This window comes from Halopseudomonas oceani (genome assembly GCF_963677335.1).
Taxonomy (GTDB): Bacteria; Pseudomonadota; Gammaproteobacteria; order Pseudomonadales; family Pseudomonadaceae; genus Halopseudomonas; species Halopseudomonas oceani.
The window spans coordinates 2,237,290-2,253,402 of the sequence record NZ_OY781932.1 but is presented as its reverse complement, the minus strand read 5'-3'; the positions used below and the strand labels follow the sequence as shown (position 1 = coordinate 2,253,402).

The following is a 16,113-nucleotide window of genomic DNA, read 5'->3' as shown; positions in this document are numbered from 1 at the left end:
ATACGAATCGAGTACCGCAGAAAGGCATGTGTACTCTTGCTGTGAACAGAGCCATTCGCTGCTACTGGCTTGTTTAGATAAAACTTAATGGCCAGCGCTTAATATATTTATCGATTCCCTCTCCTGGGCGGCTTTGGTCGGTCAATTCAATTAATACTCAGTTGCCCTCAGTTTTTTTCTCCACCCTGACTGGTCGCAGCCAAGGCGTTGGTCAATCTGCTCACAGCGGCCTGATCGGCTTCGCTGAGGCACCTAAAGCTATCAATGACCGCTGACTCCTGGTCGCTGAGTCCCTCTGCCCCACTCGGCGTTCTTTGGCCGGTCAGGACGTATAGAACATCAACACCATGGGAAGCCCATACCGCCAAATACTCAGCATTGGGGCTGCGTTCATCGCGCTCATACAGCCCTAGAGTCTTCTTTGTGATGCCGGCCGCTGCCGCCATTGTCTCTTGGCTCCAGCCAAGAGCTTCACGTTCGTCCTTTAGCCGACCACCAATAGAAACCATACGGTTACTTTCCTGTTGACAAAGAAACCATTCGGTTCCAATCTATAAGCGTCTTACACAAACAAAGGCCGCGATAGAAACCGTTTGGTTCCTTCAGCTGGCATCAACGTAAAAGGAGTTCACACCATGCTTACCCCTGACGAATCGCCGGCTTACACCACCGTTATCGGCTGCCGCTGCGGCAAAACCTTCCTTCTGGATATTCCCGCTGGCGCAGTCAAAAGCCCGCGTGAAACCCTCGGTGCCTTTCACCGGCGCGTGGCCGTGGCAGTCACTGAGCTGGATAGTCGATCTCCATTGCCCTGCTGTCGTCGCGGTAAGACTCCAACGCAAACGGCTGCGCCAGCTTGTACAGGTCGAGCAGGGTGTAGTCCTCACCCGGCACCGCACCAGCAGTAAGCATCGACTGCTCAATGGTGTAGGCAATGCCTAAGAACTCATCCGTCAGACTCTTACGGTTAATCAAGTCCTTATCCAGGGTGTCTCTCGCGATTAGTCCTTTCGCCACTGCCACGCCTCCCGCTCTGTTTGTCTTACACATTGTAAGGAATCCTAAGATATGACCACCCAAAACGCCACTGCTTTGCGCTCCCCCTCCCCTCGTGGCTGCAGCAAACCATTGATGACGCACCTCACCGAGGACGAGCGCGCCCAGCTCGCCAAGATGGCAGATGCAGAAATGCGCTCCCTGGCTGCCATGGCGCGCCTGCTGATCGTCAAGGGCATGCAAGCCCACAACAAACAGTCCCGCCGTTAAACCCTACTGCTAGCCGCTAAACAGGGAAACGAGAACATGACCCGCGAGATTCTTGAAACCCGTCGCCAGGTGGTCAGCGCCATCATCCGCGCTTACCCCGGTGGGCGTGAGGGCGCAGCTGGCCGCCTTGGTCTGTCGCTCAAGCAGTTTGATAACCACGCCTACGAGAACAACGGCCACCGCCCGCTGGATGACTCACAAATCGCCGCGCTTGAGGCCGTGACCAACACCACCTTTCTGGCTGATTACATCTGCCAGCAGTTTGGCGGCTTCTTTGTGCACATGCCGGCCACCGAGCTGCTGGACAACATAGAGCTGCACCAGCGCAGCCTGCGCACCTCCAGCCGGCGCGGCAAGGTAGATCAGCACATTGCTAAGGCGCTGGAAGACGGCGAGATCTGCCCGCGTGAAAAGCGCGAGATCCTCGCACTGCATGCCAAGCATCTGGCAGAGCGCCACGGCCAGGTGCTGGCCACCATCACCCTGCACACCCGGGAGAAGCAGCCATGACAGCCCCCAACCATGGCGGCTACCGCTGCCTGTGCCCGGCCTGCGGTGAGCCCATGTTCATCCGCAAGAGCGAGAAGCAAACGCCCACCTTCCAGACCATGTATGCCCGCTGCAACAACATTGTGTGCGGTGCCAGCTACGTGGGCACGCTGACGTGGGATTACACCCTCTCGCCGTCTGGCTTGCCGCAGCCGCAGGTCACCCTGCCGCTCTCCCCCGCCAAAGAGCGCCTGCAGGCCCTGCGTGATCTCGCGCCCACCGGTAACAAAGACCAACTCACATTTCTTGAGCAGCTCGACCAAGAGGCCACAGCATGAAAGCCATACCGCAGGACTATCAGGACGACATGCAAGCCGCTGCCCTGGCCTACATGCGCCGGCATGAGGCAGAGCACCTGGGCGCCAGCCAGGCGTTGATCAACCGCGCGGCGGAGCACCTCGAATGCGCACTGGGCGTTGCCCGCCCATTGGCAGAAAAGCTGGTACTGCGCGCCTACGGTGAGCTGCACAGCACCGCCACCCCATACCGGGTAGACCTAGACGCCACCAGCCCCCATACCGTGGCCCTGGTGGATACCCGCACAGGGCTCACCCATGCGGTGCCTGCTGCGCTGATCGCGCAGCACCTGGTTGCCTCGCCCAAGCGAAAGCGGCTAACCACCGCCAACTGACCCCCAAACACCCCAGCCCTTGCCCGCCTTGCGTGGGTAGGGGGGAGCTGCACCCAGAGCACGGTGAACCACATGCAAAACCTGACGCACCAGCCCCCTCAACTGCCGCAGGCGCCCTGCTGTGCCGCCACCCTGCGCGAGCACCTAAGCAGCCTGCCGGCACTGCAACACACCGCCAGCAACCACCCCATGCTGCAGGACTGGCTACAGCACATGCTGACCGAGGCAGCAGCCCGCAACCAGGTCATGCTGAACTGGTACGCCTCCCGGGCAGACGGTTACCTGATGGGCCTGAGCTTTAACAGCAAACGCAGCGTCACCGGTGAGCTGCTGCAGCTGGGCCAGCTATGCCGCCGCTTGTCAGCGGAGGCCGCGCAGTGAGTGCAGTACGTGAAATGCCGCCCAAGCTGTATCAAACCGTGCTGGACCGTCTCAAAAAGCAATACAACCTGGTGCCCGCTGGCAATACCGGCTGGCTGCGCAAAGGCGTTTGCCCCACCTGTGGCGGCGGCAAAAGCAAAGAGCCCTCGCTCTACGCTCACCAGCAGGCGCCCTGGGTGCTCATGTGCGGCCGCGGCAAATGCCGCGCACAAATCCACATCAAAGACGTGTTCACCGACCTCTTCGAGGACGTCAGCCGCAACCACCCGGCCACGCCTGAAAACCCCGCTGCCAGCGCAGATGCCTACCTGAGCTTTAACCGCGGCTTTGACCTGCAGATGATCCGCAGCTGGTACACCCAAGAGAATTATTGGGACCAGCACCTCAACATCGGCAGCGCCACAGTGCGGTTCACCATGCCCGATGGCGGCTACTGGGAGCGGCTGATCGACAGGCCCGCGCGCTTCGGCAGCAAAAAAGCCCGCTTCAAACCCGGCTGGAGCTACCGCGGTAAATGCTGGGTGCCGCCCTGCGTGGATCTGCTGGAGGTCAAAGAGCTGTGGATTGTTGAGGGCATATTCGACGCCATCGCCCTGCTGCTCCACGGCATCGCCGCCGTCTCCATGATGAGCAGCGCGCCCTACCCCGAGGCCTTTCTGCAGGATCTGGCCACCCAGCGCCTGGCGCAGGAAGGCAAAGACGGCAAGGCCCCCAAACTGCCCGCCCTGGTATGGGCGCTGGACAACGAGCCCTCGGCGCATGCAGGCATCCGCAAGTACGTCCCCCGTGCCGCTGAGCTGGGCTATCGCAGCAGTGCCGCGCAGATCCCGCAGCGCGGCCGCAAGGTGGATTGGAACGACCTGCACCAGCTGCGCTGGGCCACCATCGATGACGAGGCCAAGCGTAAAGAGCGCATCGACAAAGACCTGCGAGAGGCACGCCACTACGGCGACCTGCTGCTGGCTGAGAGCGCCATGGATTACGGCATGCTCATGTACAGCTGGCGGGAGCGGCAAGAGTTCCCGTTCGTCTACGAGAACTGCCTTTGGTGGTTCAAGAACGATCTGAACAAGTACAACAGCGCCAAACAAGCCCTGGAAGACAGTGAGCGCCCAGAAGATCGCCAGCTTACCGAGAAGCAACGGCGCGACCGCGCCCTGCGCCTGGCCGGCGGCGTAGTCGAGTTGGCCAACTGCTCTTTCCAGGCTCTGTATTACCAGCGCAACCTGATTACAGACGAGGCCTGGTACTACCTGCGCATTGAATTCCCGCATGACGGCGGCACCGTCAAGGCCACCTTCACCAGCGGCCAGCTGGCGGCAGCGTCTGAATTCAAAAAACGCCTGCTGCACGTTGCCACCGGCGCCATGTATACCGGCAGCGGTGCGCAGCTTGATCACCTGATGCGCAAGCAGTTGTATGGCCTCAAGGTGGTCGAAACCATCGATTACATGGGCTACAGCAAAGAGCACCAGGCCTATGTGTTTGCAGACGTAGCGGTCAAGGGTGGGCAGGTTTACCACGCCAACGACGAAGACTACTTCGACATGGGCAAAACCCGCCTCAAGACGCTGCAGCGCTCTATCAAACTGCACATCGAGACGCGGCCCACCCATTACACCGAGGCCTGGCTACCCAAGCTGTGGCTGTGCTTTGGGGCAAAAGGGGCCATTGTGCTGGCGTTCTGGCTGGGCTCGACGCTGGCCGAGCAGATCAGGGGCGTGCACAAGAGCTTCCCGTTCCTGGAGTTCACCGGCGAGCCAGGCGCCGGCAAGTCCACGCTGATCAACTTCATCTGGAAAATGTTCGGCCGGGCTGATGACGAAGGCAAAGACCCGTCCAAGGGCACCCAGTCAGGCCGCCGGCGCTGGATGGGCCAAGTGTCCAACCAACCTGTTGTGCTGCTAGAGGCAGACCGTAACGACCCGGCAGCCGGCATCAACGGCCGCCCAAAAAAGGCTTACGACTGGGACGAACTCAAACCCCTATACAACGGCGGCAGCTTGGGCGTAACCGGTGTGAAGACCGCCGGCAACGAAACCTACGAGCCGCCCTTTCGCGGCAGCATCGTCATTAGCCAGAACGCCGCTGTAAGCGCGCACGAGGCGATTTTGACCCGCCTGGTCAAAGTGCTACTGCTGCGCCCAGAAACAACGCCAGAGAGCCGCGTTGCCATCGCTGAGCTGGAACAGATGCAGGTGGAGCAGCTGAGCCACTTCATGGTCAAGGTGATGACGCAAGAGGCGGCGCTGATGGAGCGCTTTGTTTCGGCTTTCAAGGGGCATGAGACCACCCTGCGCGGCGTTAAAGATATCCGCGTGGAACGCATCATCAAAAACCACGCGCAAATGATGGCCCTGATCGACTGCCTGGCCATGGTCTGCCCTCTCACTCAACAGCAGGTAAACGACTGCCGCGCCGAGCTGGTGAGCATGGCCATCGATCGTCAGTTGGCCATCAACGCCGATCACCCCGGCGTGGCCCAGTTCTGGGACGTGTACGAGTACCTGGAGTCCGAGCGCGAAGACGGCGTAGTCAACCACAGCCGCGACCCAAACCTGATCGCCATCAACATCAACGAGTTTGTGCGCCTGGCGGCAGAGCACCGTCAGGAGCTGCCCAGCGCGAGCGACCTGCGCACCTGGCTGCCCGACAGCAGCAGCCGCAAGTACCTGGGGCAGCGCGCCGTGAATAGTCGGATCCGCGAGCGGCAGAACCAGCACCGCAACAACGCCTTCGACAGCAACCTCAAGCCCGCCACCGTCCGGTGCTGGGTGTTTGAGAACCCCAATCGGCGCGGCAACGCCGATACCAACTGAAAGGAGAGCACCATGCAAGGCAAACCGTTCCTCGGCCAGATGAAAGACTTCACCATCGCAGACCTGAACAAGCCCCATTGGGCATCAGGCCCGGCCAACGGCAAATACGTGCTGGGGGCCGTGCTGCCCACCCGCGACGGCCGCCGCACCGGTAACGCCAAGATCATGGCCATTAGAAGCGTCGACTACGCCGACGGTACACCGAGCCAAACGCACTACCAGGCCAAGACCGACGCCGGCAATACCACCTGGTACAACGCCGCTGAACTTGAGCAGCTGTTTTACCCGCCAGAGTGGGTGGCACGCATTCCCCCGCCGAGCCGCCACAACGACCTGGTAATGGCACTTATGTGCGTCGCCATGGGGGCAAGGCCATGAGTCATCACGCCCAGAACATCGCCAGCCTGGCGGGCAGCGCGGCGTTGATCGCCCTGCTGATCATCCTGGCCTACCAATTCCCGGATGCGCTCAGCGCTCTGGCTCACAAGTAACGCAACGCCCCGGTGCGGCAACACCGGGGCCAAGCAAGGAGAGCACCATGCAAGCAAGCGCAAACCACACTAACGAGCTGGACCAACTGCGCGTAGCAGAGCACCTGTATAGGAAAATGCAGGCCATGCAGCACCAACGCGCAGCAGTGAAGGCCTCAGGCATGCCCGCGCTGCGTCGGCTGGTCACCGTCGCCCAGGGCGGCAGCGGCCAAAGCGCCGTGGTGAGCCACTTTCTGCTGAGCCTGTACAACGGCCCCGGCTACCCCTTCCCCCTCACCGACCTGCGCGCCCTGGACGAAGAGCTGCACAGCGACTGCATGGCCGTGCTGATGATGGACTGGGCACCCGAAAAGGAAGTGCATGAGCTGATCGAGGGCGGGCACCACATTTTTCAAAGTCTGGCAGCCCGCTGGGGCTAACCCAGCCACAAAAAAGCCCCGCCGAGCGGCAACTCAGCGGGGCCAACCACCGAAAGGAGAGCACCATGCAAACAGAGCAATCCAGTAGCAGTGAAATCAAGGCTACCACTCACAACAACATCAAGCGATACAAGGTCACCGAAGCAACTGAGCTAGTAACAGTCAAAACCCGTGAACTTAGGGGCCCCGCGTTCAATTGGGCAGTAGCCCGCGCGATCTGGGCACGGGATATCAAGATTCACACCGACTTGAAGATATCGGCGGAGTTCGCTGGCACTCTGCATTGTGCTTGCTTCCGACCTATGGATAACTGGGATCTGTGCGGAGAGATACTGCAAAAGTTTCGCCTGACCATCGAGCCACATGATTCGCAGCCGGCTGGGTTATGGCGCGCGTCCATGACTCGCTCTGAGCCTGTGATTGTTGGGGTCTCTGCTACTCCCTGCATGGCAATCTGCAAAGTCCTTCTTGCTCATTACTTTGGCGATACGGCTGATGTTCCGGCTGTTTTGATGAGGACGACCGCACGTGGCTGATCTGCCATTGAAGCAACTACTACTAGAGGCCGAAGCCCGCGACTGGCTTCGGCGCGGCTACACCAACGCCCAGCGCGTGGCCGAGCTGCAGGAGCTAATCACCAGCAAGCGCGGCAAAGCTGCGGCAGAACGCCTGCTGGAAGAAATGCGCCGGCAGTGGAGCCGCCGAGCCGAGTGGATGCAATAAGAATTCAGCAACGTAGTTTCTCGGCCCCTGCAGGGGCCGTTTTTTTGCCAGCCGCATAGACTGGCAACGATTCAAAGCGTGGGGACGCTCAATGGCAGACGGTGTAGAGGTGCGCGGCAACCGCGTGCGTGTGTATTTCAGATACCAGGGGGAGCTGTGCCGCGAACCGGTCAAAGGTGAGGCAACACCAGCCAATATCGCCAACGCCCACCGCCTGGTGGGCACCATCAACTACGAAATTCAGCAGGGCACATTCAACTATGCCCGGCACTTCCCATACTCACCCAAGGTTAAAACCAGCACGCTGGGCTACTACCTCGACCTGCTGCTCGACATAAAGCGCAATGAAATGTCCGCATCAGGGTACCGAGGCCATGCCAGCAAGGTCAGAAACCACATCCGGCCCAAGTGGGGCGACCGGCAGGCCGAGAGCATCGAGCACATTGAGGTCACCGCCTGGGTCCAGCAGGAGCTGATGGCAAAGCTGCATAACAAGACCATCCGCGACATCGTCAACATCATGCACCAGACCTACACGCTCTACCGCTCGCGCAACCGGTCAGCACACGACCCCACCACCGGCATCACCATCAAGCTGCCCGATACCGAAGAGGTGGACCCGTTCAACCGGGAAGAGATTGAAAAAATCATCACCCCAGACCCTGACCTGCAGCAGGAGATTAACCTTGCGCAGTTCATGCTGTGGAGCGGCCCCCGCGTGTCTGAGGCCATTTCATTGGCATGGGAAGATGTCATCGATCTGGAGGCCGGGATCATCCGCTTTCGGCGGGCCCAGGTGCGCGGGCACTACAAGGTAACCAAAACACGGCGGTCAAACCGCGAGCTCAAGCTGCTCAAGCCCGCCCACGACGCCCTGCTCGCCCAGTTCAAACTGACAGGGCACTTGCCGCCCGTGGAGGTGGCCGTCACCGACAGGGACAACCGCACAGTGCGCAAAAGCCGGCTGCGGTTCGTATTCCACAAAACAAGCACGCAAGCGGCCTGGACCAGCTCAGACGTGCTGCTGAAAAATTGGTGGGTGGGTCATCTGGAGAAACACGGCGTGCGGTACCGCAGCCCGAAAAACTGCCGGCACACCTTCGCCAGCCAGGTACTTAGCACCGGTGTTGCGCCGGTGGAGTGGATCGCCGAATACATGGGCCACACCACCACCGCGATGATCCACCGCCACTACGGCACCTGGATACCCCGGCGTGCGCACGACCAGCTCGACATAATCGCCGCAGCCCTGAAATTCTGACCCTAGAAACGGCAAAAGCCGCCCTCGTGAGGCGGCTTTTTTGTGCCCGTTGTTCCCAAAGTGTTCCCAAAACGCTCCCAATCAGAGGGGATTCATTTGCAACCACTAATAAAAACAACAGCTTAGATGGTGCGGACGGGGAGACTCGAACTCCCACACCTCGCGGCGCCAGAACCTAAATCTGGTGTGTCTACCAATTTCACCACGTCCGCTTTGTAGCACTTCAAACGAAAACGCCAGGCAGTGCCTGGCATTTTCTAAAATAAGTGGGGTGGACGATGGGGATCGAACCCACGACAACAGGAGTCACAATCCTGTGCTCTACCAACTGAGCTACGCCCACCACTACATACTTCTCACTCACACAGCCTTGCCTGAATGGCACGCCCGGCAGGACTCGAACCTGCGACCATCCGCTTAGAAGGCGGATGCTCTATCCAGCTGAGCTACGGGCGCCCTGTGCATTCTTTCGCCCGTTAGAGCTAAGACGTCCAGATCAACTTGTGACGCTAATCCGGTGCTGCCTGGTCGCCTTCCAAACCGGTGTCGCTGTGTTTGTGAAGCGGGGCGAATAATACTGAGCGACGCCCACCACGTCAACGCTCAGAACAAAAAAATTTAATCACATGAGGAAGTTATCCTGATTCCCTGCACTGACCATCAATAGCCACATGACAATTCAGCACAGTCTTCGGGGTTTTCCGACAACCTGCCCCACTCGCCCTTTTTCCGCAGGGTCCGGCATGCCACAATAGCGCCACTTTTTTCTGCGTCAGGAACCCCATGAACGCCCAACTCATCGATGGCAAGCAGATTGCCGCCAACCTCCGCAAGGAAATCGCCAGCAAAGTCACCGAACGCAAGAATAATGGCCTGCGCCTCCCTGGTCTTGCTGTCATTCTGGTCGGCAGCGATCCTGCCTCCCAAGTGTACGTGTCGCACAAACGCAAGGACTGCGAAGAAGTCGGGTTCCTGTCCCGTTCGCACGACCTGCCGGCTACCACCAGCCAGCAGGAGCTGCTCGACCTGATCGACAACCTCAACGATGATCCGGAAATCGACGGCATTTTGGTTCAACTGCCCCTGCCGGCACACCTGGAAGCCTCCCAGCTGTTGGAGCGCATCCGCCCTGACAAGGACGTTGACGGCTTTCACCCCTACAACATTGGCCGCCTGGCCCAGCGTATGCCGCTGCTGCGCCCATGCACACCGATGGGGATTATCCGCCTGCTGAAGAGCACCGGCGTTGATCTCTACGGCCTGGACGCCACCGTGGTCGGCGCCTCCAACATCGTTGGCCGGCCGATGGCACTGGAGCTGCTACTGGCAGGCTGCACCACGACAGTCACTCACCGCTTTACCAAAAACCTGGAAGACCATGTCCGCCGGTCTGATCTGGTCGTAGTTGCCGCCGGCAAGCCCGGACTGGTAAAGGGTGAGTGGATCAAACCGGGCGCGATTGTGATCGACGTAGGCATCAACCGCATGGACGATGGTCGACTGGTTGGTGATGTTGAGTTTGGCCCAGCCGCCGAGCGCGCCAGCTGGATCACGCCGGTGCCGGGTGGCGTTGGCCCGATGACCCGCGCCTGCCTGTTGGAAAACACCCTGCACGCCTGCGAGCATCTGCACAGCTGAGCCGGCTGCCGCTGCAGACATAAAAACGCCCGGCCAGTGCCGGGCGTTTTTGTTTTCACGCATACGGTCAGAGCGAACCGGTCATGCCGCCATCCACCGGCAGATTGATGCCGTTGATATAGGAGGCCGCTGGCGAGGCGAGAAAGCCGACTGCATTGGCGAACTCAGCCGGTTCAGCAAAGCGCCCTACCGGTACGCGGGCCGCCATACCTGTCGCCACCTGCTCGACTGAGCGCCCGCTGCTGGTGGCTGTGCTGGCAATCAGACTGTTCAGCCTGGGGGTCTGGGTTAACCCCGGCAGCACGTTGTTGACCGTAATGCCATCAGCCGCCAGCTCACTGGACAGGGTCTTGGCCCAGTTCGCGACCGCCGCCCGCACCGTGTTGGAAACGCCAAGACTGGCAAGCGGCTGCTTAACCGAGGTGGACAGCACATTAAGGATGCGGCCGTACCCGGCGCTGCGCATACCAGGCAGCAACTGTTTGAGGATGGCCTGCGCATTGACCATATGCTGCATCAAGGCGTCGGCATAGGCCTCCGGCAGTGCATCACTGGCCCGACCAGGCGCTGGCCCACCCGTATTGTTTAGCCAGATGTGAAACGGACCACCGCGCTCCAGCTCACCGGCAAGCGCCAAGGCCAGGGCAGCGCGATCGGTTGCATCGACAGCAAGGACATCGTGGCGCTGCCCGTGCTCTGCCGGCAGGCTGTCACGGACCCGCTGTAGCTTGTCGAGCGAGCGCGCAAGCACCACAACCTCTGCGCCCTGCGCTGCCAATTGACGGGCGCAAGCCTCGCCCAACCCCTGACTACCACCACAGACCAGCGCACGCCGACCCGACAGATCCAGATTCATGTCATTCCCCCATCGCGTTACCAGACTCGACCGAGCCTAGCACGCGATGAGAGTCAACACATCAGAACGCGTCGCCGGGCACCCGGACGCTGCCTTCCATCAGGATACGCGCACTGCGGCTCATAATCGCTTTGGTGACAACCCACTGGCCATCAACCTGCTTGGCCTCGGCACCGACCCGCAGCGAGCCTGAGGGATGACCAAAGCGCACAGCCTCGCGCTCACCACCGCCAGCCGCGATATTGACGAGCGTACCGGGAATTGCCGCCGCCGTGCCGATGGCAACCGCGCAGGTCCCCATCATGGCGTGGTGCAACTTACCCATAGACAGCGCACGGACCAGCAAGTCGACGTCAGACGCCTCGATCTGCTTGCCGCTGGAGGCCTGATAGCTCTTCGGCGGCGAGACAAAGGCGATCTTCGGTGTGTGCTGACGCTTGACTGCTTCTTCCGCAGTTTTGATCAATCCCATACGCAGCGCGCCGGCGATACGAATCTGCTCAAAGCGGGCCAGCTGGGCTGGATCACTGTTGATGTCTTCGCGCAGCTCAGTGCCCTTGTAGCCAATATCTTCAGCATTGACGAACACAGTCGGGATGCCCGCAGTGATCATCGTCGCCTTGAAGGTACCAACACCAGGCACCTCTAGATCATCGACCAGATTGCCGGTGGGAAACATAGAGCCGCCCTCTTCACCGTCGTCGGACGGATCAAGGAACTCCAGCACGATTTCAGCCGCCGGGAAGGTCACGCCATCCAGTTCGAAATCACCGGTTTCCTGAACTTCACCGTTGGTGATCGGCACATGGGCGATGATGGTTTTCTGAATGTTGGCCTGCCAGATGCGGACAACACAGGTGCCGTTCTGCGGAATTCGCGCCGGATCAACCAAACCGGCGTGAATGGCAAAGGCACCCGCAGCGGTCGACAGGTTGCCGCAGTTGCCGCTCCAGTCAACGAAGGCACTGTCGATCGAGACCTGACCGTACAGGTAATCGACGTCGTGCTCGGGCTGGCTGCTTTTTGAAAGAATCACGCACTTGGAGGTCGACGAGGTGGCGCCGCCCATGCCGTCGATGTGCGCACTGTACGGATCGGGGCTGCCGATCACGCGCATGAACAGCTTGTCACGCGCCTCGCCCGGCACCTGACAGCGCTCGGGCAGATCCTGAAGGCGAAAGAACACGCCTTTACTGGTACCGCCACGAATGTAGGTAGCGGGAATTTTGACTTGGGCTGCATGAGCCATGAAAACGTCTCCTGAAAAGAACACCGGGGCGCAAGCGCCCCGGTTCTGGATCAACCTTGTTCTGACTCAAGGAAGTCCTTGGCGAAGCGCTGCAGCACCCCGCCCGCCTTGTACACACTGACATCGGCAGCGGTATCCAGACGGCAGGTCACTGGCACTTCTACCACCTCACCATTGCGGCGATTGATCACCAGCGTCAGATCGCAGCGTGGCGACACATCACCCTTGATGTCATAGGTCTCGGTGCCGTCCAGCGCCAGCGTCAGGCGCGTGGTGCCCGGCTTGAACTCGACCGGCAGCACGCCCATGCCCACCAGGTTGGTACGGTGAATGCGCTCGAAGCCTTCTGCCACGATCACTTCAACACCCGCCAGACGCACGCCCTTGGCCGCCCAGTCACGGGACGAACCCTGACCATAATCGGCACCGGCAACGATGATCAGCGGCTGCTTGCGCTCCATGTAGGCCTCAATCGCCTCCCACATGCGCATGACCTTGCCTTCCGGCTCGACCCGGGCCAGGGAGCCCTGACGCACGCTGCCGTCTTCGTTCAGCACCATCTCGTTGAACAGCTTGGGATTGGCCAAGGTGGCGCGCTGCGCGGTCAGGTGATCACCACGGTGGGTGGCGTAGGAGTTGAAGTCCTCCTCCGGCAGGCCCATTTTGTGCAGATATTCACCCGCCGCGCTATCCAGCAGGATCGCATTGGACGGCGACAGGTGGTCGGTGGTGATGTTGTCCGGCAGGATCGCCAGCGGACGCATACCCTTGAGCGCCGGCTTGCGAGCCAGTGCGCCTTCCCAGTACGGCGGGCGACGGATGTAGGTGGACATCGGACGCCAGTCATACAGCGGGCTTTCAGCCTCCTGCACGTTACCCAGATCGAACATCGGAATGTAGACCTGGCGGAACTGCTCCGGCTTGACGCTGGCGGCCACGATGGCGTCGATTTCCTCGTCGCTCGGCCACAGGTCCTTCAGGGTGACCGGGTTGCCCTCTTTGTCGGTGCCCAGTGCATCGCGCTCGATATCGAAGCGCACAGTACCGGCAATAGCGTAGGCCACCACCAGCGGCGGCGAGGCCAGGAACGCCTGCTTGGCATACGGATGGATACGACCATCGAAGTTGCGGTTACCGGACAGCACCGCAGTGGCGTACAGGTCGCGGTCGATGATTTCCTGCTGGATTTTCGGGTCCAGCGCACCGGACATGCCATTACAGGTGGTGCAGGCGTAGGCCACAATACCGAAGCCGAGCTTCTCCAGCTCCGGCAGCAGACCAGCCTCTTCCAGATACAGCCGAGCCACCTTGGAACCGGGCGCAAACGAGGATTTTACCCATGGCTTGCGTACCAGCCCCAGGTCGTTGGCTTTCTTGGCCAACAGACCGGCCGCCACCACGTTGCGCGGGTTGGAGGTGTTGGTGCAGCTGGTAATGGCGGCGATGATTACAGCGCCATCGGGCATCAGGCCGTGAGCCTCTTCCTCTTTACCCGCCTCCCACTTGGCCTCGTCGGAGATACCGCGCTCGGCCAGCGCCGAGGTCGGCAGACGACGGTGCGGATTGGACGGGCCCGCCATGTTACGGACGACGCTGCCCAGATCGAAACGCAGCACGCGCTCGTACTCGGCGGTTTTCAGCGCATCGCTCCACAGCCCCAGCTCCTTGGCGTAGGTCTCGACCAGCGCCACCTGCTCGGGCTCGCGCCCAGTCAGCTTGAGGTAGTCGATGGTCTGGCCGTCGATGTAGAACATCGAGGCAGTGGCGCCGTACTCGGGGCACATGTTGGAGATCGTGGCGCGGTCACCGATGGTCAGGCTGTCTGCACCTTCGCCAAAGAACTCGACATAGGCACCAACCACCCGCTCCTGACGCAGGAACTCGGTGATGGCCAGGACGATGTCGGTCGCGGTGATGCCGGGCTGACGCTTGCCGGTCAGCTCGACACCAACGATGTCGGGCAGGCGCATCATCGACGGATGACCCAGCATCACGGTTTCGGCCTCCAGACCGCCGACACCAATGGCGATGACGCCCAACGCATCAACGTGCGGGGTGTGCGAGTCGGTACCGACGCAGGTATCAGGGAAGGCAACACCACCCCGCGCCTGAATCACCGGGCTCATCTTCTCCAGATTGATCTGGTGCATGATGCCGTTGCCGGCCGGGATCACGTCGACGTTCTTGAACGCAGTCTTGGTCCACTCGATAAAGTGGAAGCGGTCCTCGTTGCGGCGATCTTCGATGGCACGGTTCTTCTCGAACGCGTCCGGGTCGAAACCGGCCGCCTCTACCGCCAGCGAGTGGTCAACGATCAGCTGGGTCGGCACCACCGGGTTGACCTTGGACGGGTCACCACCCTTCTCGGCGATGGCGTCACGCAGGCCAGCCAGGTCGACCAGTGCGGTCTGACCGAGAATGTCGTGACAGACCACACGGGCCGGATACCAGGGGAAGTCCAGATCGCGCTTGCGGTAAACCAGCTGCTCCAGCGATGCGGTCAGATCTTCCGGATCGCAGCGGCGCACCAGCTGCTCGGCCAGCACGCGGGAAGTATAGGGCAGCTTGGCCCAGGCACCGGCCTGGATCGCTTCAACCGCCTCTTTGGCGTCGAAGTAATCCAGCTGGGTACCCGGCAGGGCTTTGCGGAATTGGGTATTCATCTTACTTGCGATCCTTGAGTGCCACGAACGGCACATCTTCTGGGCCAACATAGTTGGCGCTCGGACGGATAATCTTGCCGTCGATACGCTGCTCGATCACGTGGCTGGACCAGCCGGCGGTACGGGCAATCACGAACAGCGGCGTAAACATCGCGGTGGGCACGCCCATCATGTGGTAGCTCACAGCGCTGAACCAATCGAGGTTGGGGAACATCTTCTTGATTTCCCACATCACGCTTTCCAGGCGCTCGGCGATGTCGTACATCTTGGTGTTGTTCTGCTCGACAGACAGCTCGCGAGCTACGTCCTTGATCACCTTGTTGCGCGGGTCAGACACGGTGTAAACCGGGTGACCAAAACCAATGACCACTTCCTTCTTCTCGACACGGGCGCGGATGTCGGCCTCAGCCTCTTCCGGGTTGTCGTAGCGCTTCTGGATCTCGAAGGCGACTTCGTTGGCGCCGCCGTGCTTGGGACCACGCAGGGCACCAATCGCACCAGCGATGCACGAATGCATGTCGGAACCGGTACCGGCGATCACGCGGCTGGTGAAGGTAGAGGCATTGAATTCGTGCTCGGCGTACAGGTTGAGGCTGGTGTGCATGGCACGCACCCAGGACTCGCGCGGCTTCTCGCCATGCAGCAGGTGCAGGAAGTGACCACCGATAGAGTCGTCGTCGGTCTCAACGTCGATACGCTTGCCGTTGTGGCTGAAGTGGTACCAGTACAGCAGCATGGAGCCGAACGACGCCATCAGCTTGTCGGCGATGTCACGGGCGCCCGGGTGATTGTGATCATCCTTCTCGGGGGACACACAACCCAAAACCGATACACCGGTACGCATCACATCCATCGGGTGGGCAGACGGCGGCAGCTGCTCAAGGGCGGCCATGACCGCAGCCGGCAGGCCGCGCAGCGCCTTCAGCTTGGCCTTGTAACCCGTCAGCTCGGCGATGGTCGGCAACTTGCCGTGGACCAGCAGGTGAGCGATTTCTTCGAATTCGCAGGTGGTGGCCAGATCCAGGATGTCGTAGCCACGGTAGTGCAGATCGTTACCACTGCGACCGACGGTGCACAGCGCGGTGTTGCCGGCAGCCGTGCCGCTCAGGGCGACGGACTTCTTCGGCTTGAAAGTTGGGGTCTCGGTGTTGGACGTCATGGCGTTGG

Annotated in this window: 18 protein-coding genes and 3 tRNA genes; 12 read left to right on the top strand and 9 right to left on the bottom strand. The window is 60.7% G+C overall.

Going from position 1 to position 16,113, the window contains the following annotated elements:
* Positions 1–167 precede the first annotated feature (167 nt).
* On the bottom strand, positions 168–509 hold the full coding sequence (locus ACKPCU_RS10705) for a helix-turn-helix domain-containing protein (protein ID WP_321346556.1): 342 nt from the start codon (positions 507–509) through the stop codon (positions 168–170).
* Positions 510–780: 271 nt separating this feature from the next.
* Positions 781–975: a hypothetical protein gene (locus tag ACKPCU_RS10700; protein WP_321346555.1), complete on the bottom strand. Its 195-nt coding sequence runs from the start codon at positions 973–975 to the stop codon at positions 781–783.
* A 93-nt stretch (positions 976–1,068) separates the two neighbouring features.
* On the opposite strand from ACKPCU_RS10700, the gene ACKPCU_RS10695 reads away from it, so the two are divergent.
* The 11 genes from ACKPCU_RS10695 to ACKPCU_RS10645 all read left to right on the top strand — a co-directional run bounded on the left by ACKPCU_RS10695 (position 1,069) and on the right by ACKPCU_RS10645 (position 8,540).
* The gene (locus ACKPCU_RS10695) at positions 1,069–1,266 is read left to right on the top strand and encodes a hypothetical protein (RefSeq protein ID WP_321346553.1); all 198 of its coding nucleotides are present in this window, start codon (positions 1,069–1,071) and stop codon (positions 1,264–1,266) included.
* Positions 1,267–1,302: 36 nt separating this feature from the next.
* Positions 1,303–1,776: a YmfL family putative regulatory protein gene (locus tag ACKPCU_RS10690; RefSeq protein ID WP_321346551.1), complete on the top strand. Its 474-nt coding sequence runs from the start codon at positions 1,303–1,305 to the stop codon at positions 1,774–1,776.
* The gene (locus ACKPCU_RS10685; protein WP_321346549.1) at positions 1,773–2,093 is read left to right on the top strand and encodes an ogr/Delta-like zinc finger family protein; all 321 of its coding nucleotides are present in this window, start codon (positions 1,773–1,775) and stop codon (positions 2,091–2,093) included. The genes ACKPCU_RS10690 and ACKPCU_RS10685 overlap by 4 nt, the downstream gene beginning before the upstream one ends.
* A complete protein-coding gene (locus ACKPCU_RS10680; RefSeq protein ID WP_321346547.1) occupies positions 2,090–2,446 on the top strand; it encodes a hypothetical protein in 357 nt (118 codons plus the stop codon). Before ACKPCU_RS10685 ends, ACKPCU_RS10680 begins: the two co-directional genes overlap by 4 nt.
* 72 nt (positions 2,447–2,518) lie before the next feature.
* Positions 2,519–2,827 carry a hypothetical protein gene (locus ACKPCU_RS10675; protein WP_321346545.1) on the top strand — a complete coding sequence of 103 codons (309 nt, stop codon included), beginning with the start codon at positions 2,519–2,521 and terminating at the stop codon, positions 2,825–2,827.
* A 14-nt stretch (positions 2,828–2,841) separates the two neighbouring features.
* Positions 2,842–5,646 carry a toprim domain-containing protein gene (locus ACKPCU_RS10670; RefSeq protein WP_407651853.1) on the top strand — a complete coding sequence of 935 codons (2,805 nt, stop codon included), beginning with the start codon at positions 2,842–2,844 and terminating at the stop codon, positions 5,644–5,646.
* Between the two features lie 12 nt (positions 5,647–5,658).
* Complete coding sequence (locus ACKPCU_RS10665) at positions 5,659–6,024, top strand: hypothetical protein (RefSeq protein WP_321346542.1); 366 nt, start codon at positions 5,659–5,661, stop codon at positions 6,022–6,024.
* Positions 6,025–6,184: 160 nt separating this feature from the next.
* On the top strand, positions 6,185–6,556 hold the full coding sequence (locus tag ACKPCU_RS10660; RefSeq protein WP_321346540.1) for a DUF7673 family protein: 372 nt from the start codon (positions 6,185–6,187) through the stop codon (positions 6,554–6,556).
* Between the two features lie 65 nt (positions 6,557–6,621).
* Positions 6,622–7,092: a phage protein NinX family protein gene (locus tag ACKPCU_RS10655; protein WP_321346538.1), complete on the top strand. Its 471-nt coding sequence runs from the start codon at positions 6,622–6,624 to the stop codon at positions 7,090–7,092.
* Positions 7,085–7,279, top strand: coding sequence for a DUF7696 family protein (locus ACKPCU_RS10650; protein WP_321346536.1), 195 nt, complete (start codon positions 7,085–7,087; stop codon positions 7,277–7,279). The genes ACKPCU_RS10655 and ACKPCU_RS10650 overlap by 8 nt, the downstream gene beginning before the upstream one ends.
* A 91-nt stretch (positions 7,280–7,370) precedes the next feature.
* Positions 7,371–8,540, top strand: coding sequence for an Arm DNA-binding domain-containing protein (locus ACKPCU_RS10645; protein WP_321346534.1), 1,170 nt, complete (start codon positions 7,371–7,373; stop codon positions 8,538–8,540).
* Between the two features lie 127 nt (positions 8,541–8,667).
* On the opposite strand, the gene ACKPCU_RS10640 is transcribed toward ACKPCU_RS10645, so the two are convergent.
* From ACKPCU_RS10640 to ACKPCU_RS10630, 3 genes are all read right to left on the bottom strand, one after another.
* Positions 8,668–8,752 (bottom strand) — tRNA-Leu (locus ACKPCU_RS10640).
* 55 nt (positions 8,753–8,807) lie between these two features.
* A tRNA-His gene (locus tag ACKPCU_RS10635) sits at positions 8,808–8,883 on the bottom strand.
* A 36-nt stretch (positions 8,884–8,919) separates the two neighbouring features.
* A tRNA-Arg gene (locus ACKPCU_RS10630) sits at positions 8,920–8,996 on the bottom strand.
* Between the two features lie 327 nt (positions 8,997–9,323).
* Here ACKPCU_RS10630 and folD point away from each other — a divergent pair.
* Positions 9,324–10,178: a bifunctional methylenetetrahydrofolate dehydrogenase/methenyltetrahydrofolate cyclohydrolase FolD gene (gene folD, locus ACKPCU_RS10625; protein ID WP_321346532.1), complete on the top strand. Its 855-nt coding sequence runs from the start codon at positions 9,324–9,326 to the stop codon at positions 10,176–10,178.
* A gap of 67 nt (positions 10,179–10,245) precedes the next feature.
* Here folD and ACKPCU_RS10620 read toward each other — a convergent pair whose 3' ends face one another.
* The 4 genes from ACKPCU_RS10620 to prpC all read right to left on the bottom strand — a co-directional run bounded on the left by ACKPCU_RS10620 (position 10,246) and on the right by prpC (position 16,105).
* Complete coding sequence (locus ACKPCU_RS10620; RefSeq protein ID WP_321346529.1) at positions 10,246–11,034, bottom strand: SDR family oxidoreductase; 789 nt, start codon at positions 11,032–11,034, stop codon at positions 10,246–10,248.
* A gap of 61 nt (positions 11,035–11,095) precedes the next feature.
* Positions 11,096–12,283 (bottom strand): 2-methylaconitate cis-trans isomerase PrpF, encoded by a 1,188-nt coding sequence (prpF, locus tag ACKPCU_RS10615; RefSeq protein WP_321346528.1) that lies wholly within the window; start codon positions 12,281–12,283, stop codon positions 11,096–11,098.
* A gap of 50 nt (positions 12,284–12,333) precedes the next feature.
* Positions 12,334–14,946 carry a Fe/S-dependent 2-methylisocitrate dehydratase AcnD gene (acnD, locus tag ACKPCU_RS10610; RefSeq protein WP_321346526.1) on the bottom strand — a complete coding sequence of 871 codons (2,613 nt, stop codon included), beginning with the start codon at positions 14,944–14,946 and terminating at the stop codon, positions 12,334–12,336.
* Between the two features lies 1 nt (position 14,947).
* Positions 14,948–16,105 carry a bifunctional 2-methylcitrate synthase/citrate synthase gene (gene prpC, locus ACKPCU_RS10605; RefSeq protein WP_321346524.1) on the bottom strand — a complete coding sequence of 386 codons (1,158 nt, stop codon included), beginning with the start codon at positions 16,103–16,105 and terminating at the stop codon, positions 14,948–14,950.
* Between the last annotated feature and the right edge of the window lie 8 nt (positions 16,106–16,113).

Bases quoted from the DNA above. Each gene is read 5' to 3' on its own strand.
- ACKPCU_RS10705 (WP_321346556.1), bottom strand. From the start codon at position 509: ATGGTTTCTATTGGTGGTCGGCTAAAGGACGAACGTGAAGCTCTTGGC.
- ACKPCU_RS10695 (WP_321346553.1), top strand. From the start codon at position 1,069: ATGACCACCCAAAACGCCACTGCTTTGCGCTCCCCCTCCCCTCGTGGC.
- ACKPCU_RS10690 (WP_321346551.1), top strand. From the start codon at position 1,303: ATGACCCGCGAGATTCTTGAAACCCGTCGCCAGGTGGTCAGCGCCATC.
- ACKPCU_RS10685 (WP_321346549.1), top strand. From the start codon at position 1,773: ATGACAGCCCCCAACCATGGCGGCTACCGCTGCCTGTGCCCGGCCTGC.
- ACKPCU_RS10680 (WP_321346547.1), top strand. From the start codon at position 2,090: ATGAAAGCCATACCGCAGGACTATCAGGACGACATGCAAGCCGCTGCC.
- ACKPCU_RS10675 (WP_321346545.1), top strand. From the start codon at position 2,519: ATGCAAAACCTGACGCACCAGCCCCCTCAACTGCCGCAGGCGCCCTGC.
- ACKPCU_RS10670 (WP_407651853.1), top strand. From the start codon at position 2,842: ATGCCGCCCAAGCTGTATCAAACCGTGCTGGACCGTCTCAAAAAGCAA.
- ACKPCU_RS10665 (WP_321346542.1), top strand. From the start codon at position 5,659: ATGCAAGGCAAACCGTTCCTCGGCCAGATGAAAGACTTCACCATCGCA.
- ACKPCU_RS10660 (WP_321346540.1), top strand. From the start codon at position 6,185: ATGCAAGCAAGCGCAAACCACACTAACGAGCTGGACCAACTGCGCGTA.
- ACKPCU_RS10655 (WP_321346538.1), top strand. From the start codon at position 6,622: ATGCAAACAGAGCAATCCAGTAGCAGTGAAATCAAGGCTACCACTCAC.
- ACKPCU_RS10645 (WP_321346534.1), top strand. From the start codon at position 7,371: ATGGCAGACGGTGTAGAGGTGCGCGGCAACCGCGTGCGTGTGTATTTC.
- folD (WP_321346532.1), top strand. From the start codon at position 9,324: ATGAACGCCCAACTCATCGATGGCAAGCAGATTGCCGCCAACCTCCGC.
- ACKPCU_RS10620 (WP_321346529.1), bottom strand. From the start codon at position 11,034: ATGAATCTGGATCTGTCGGGTCGGCGTGCGCTGGTCTGTGGTGGTAGT.
- prpF (WP_321346528.1), bottom strand. From the start codon at position 12,283: ATGGCTCATGCAGCCCAAGTCAAAATTCCCGCTACCTACATTCGTGGC.
- acnD (WP_321346526.1), bottom strand. From the start codon at position 14,946: ATGAATACCCAATTCCGCAAAGCCCTGCCGGGTACCCAGCTGGATTAC.
- prpC (WP_321346524.1), bottom strand. From the start codon at position 16,105: ATGACGTCCAACACCGAGACCCCAACTTTCAAGCCGAAGAAGTCCGTC.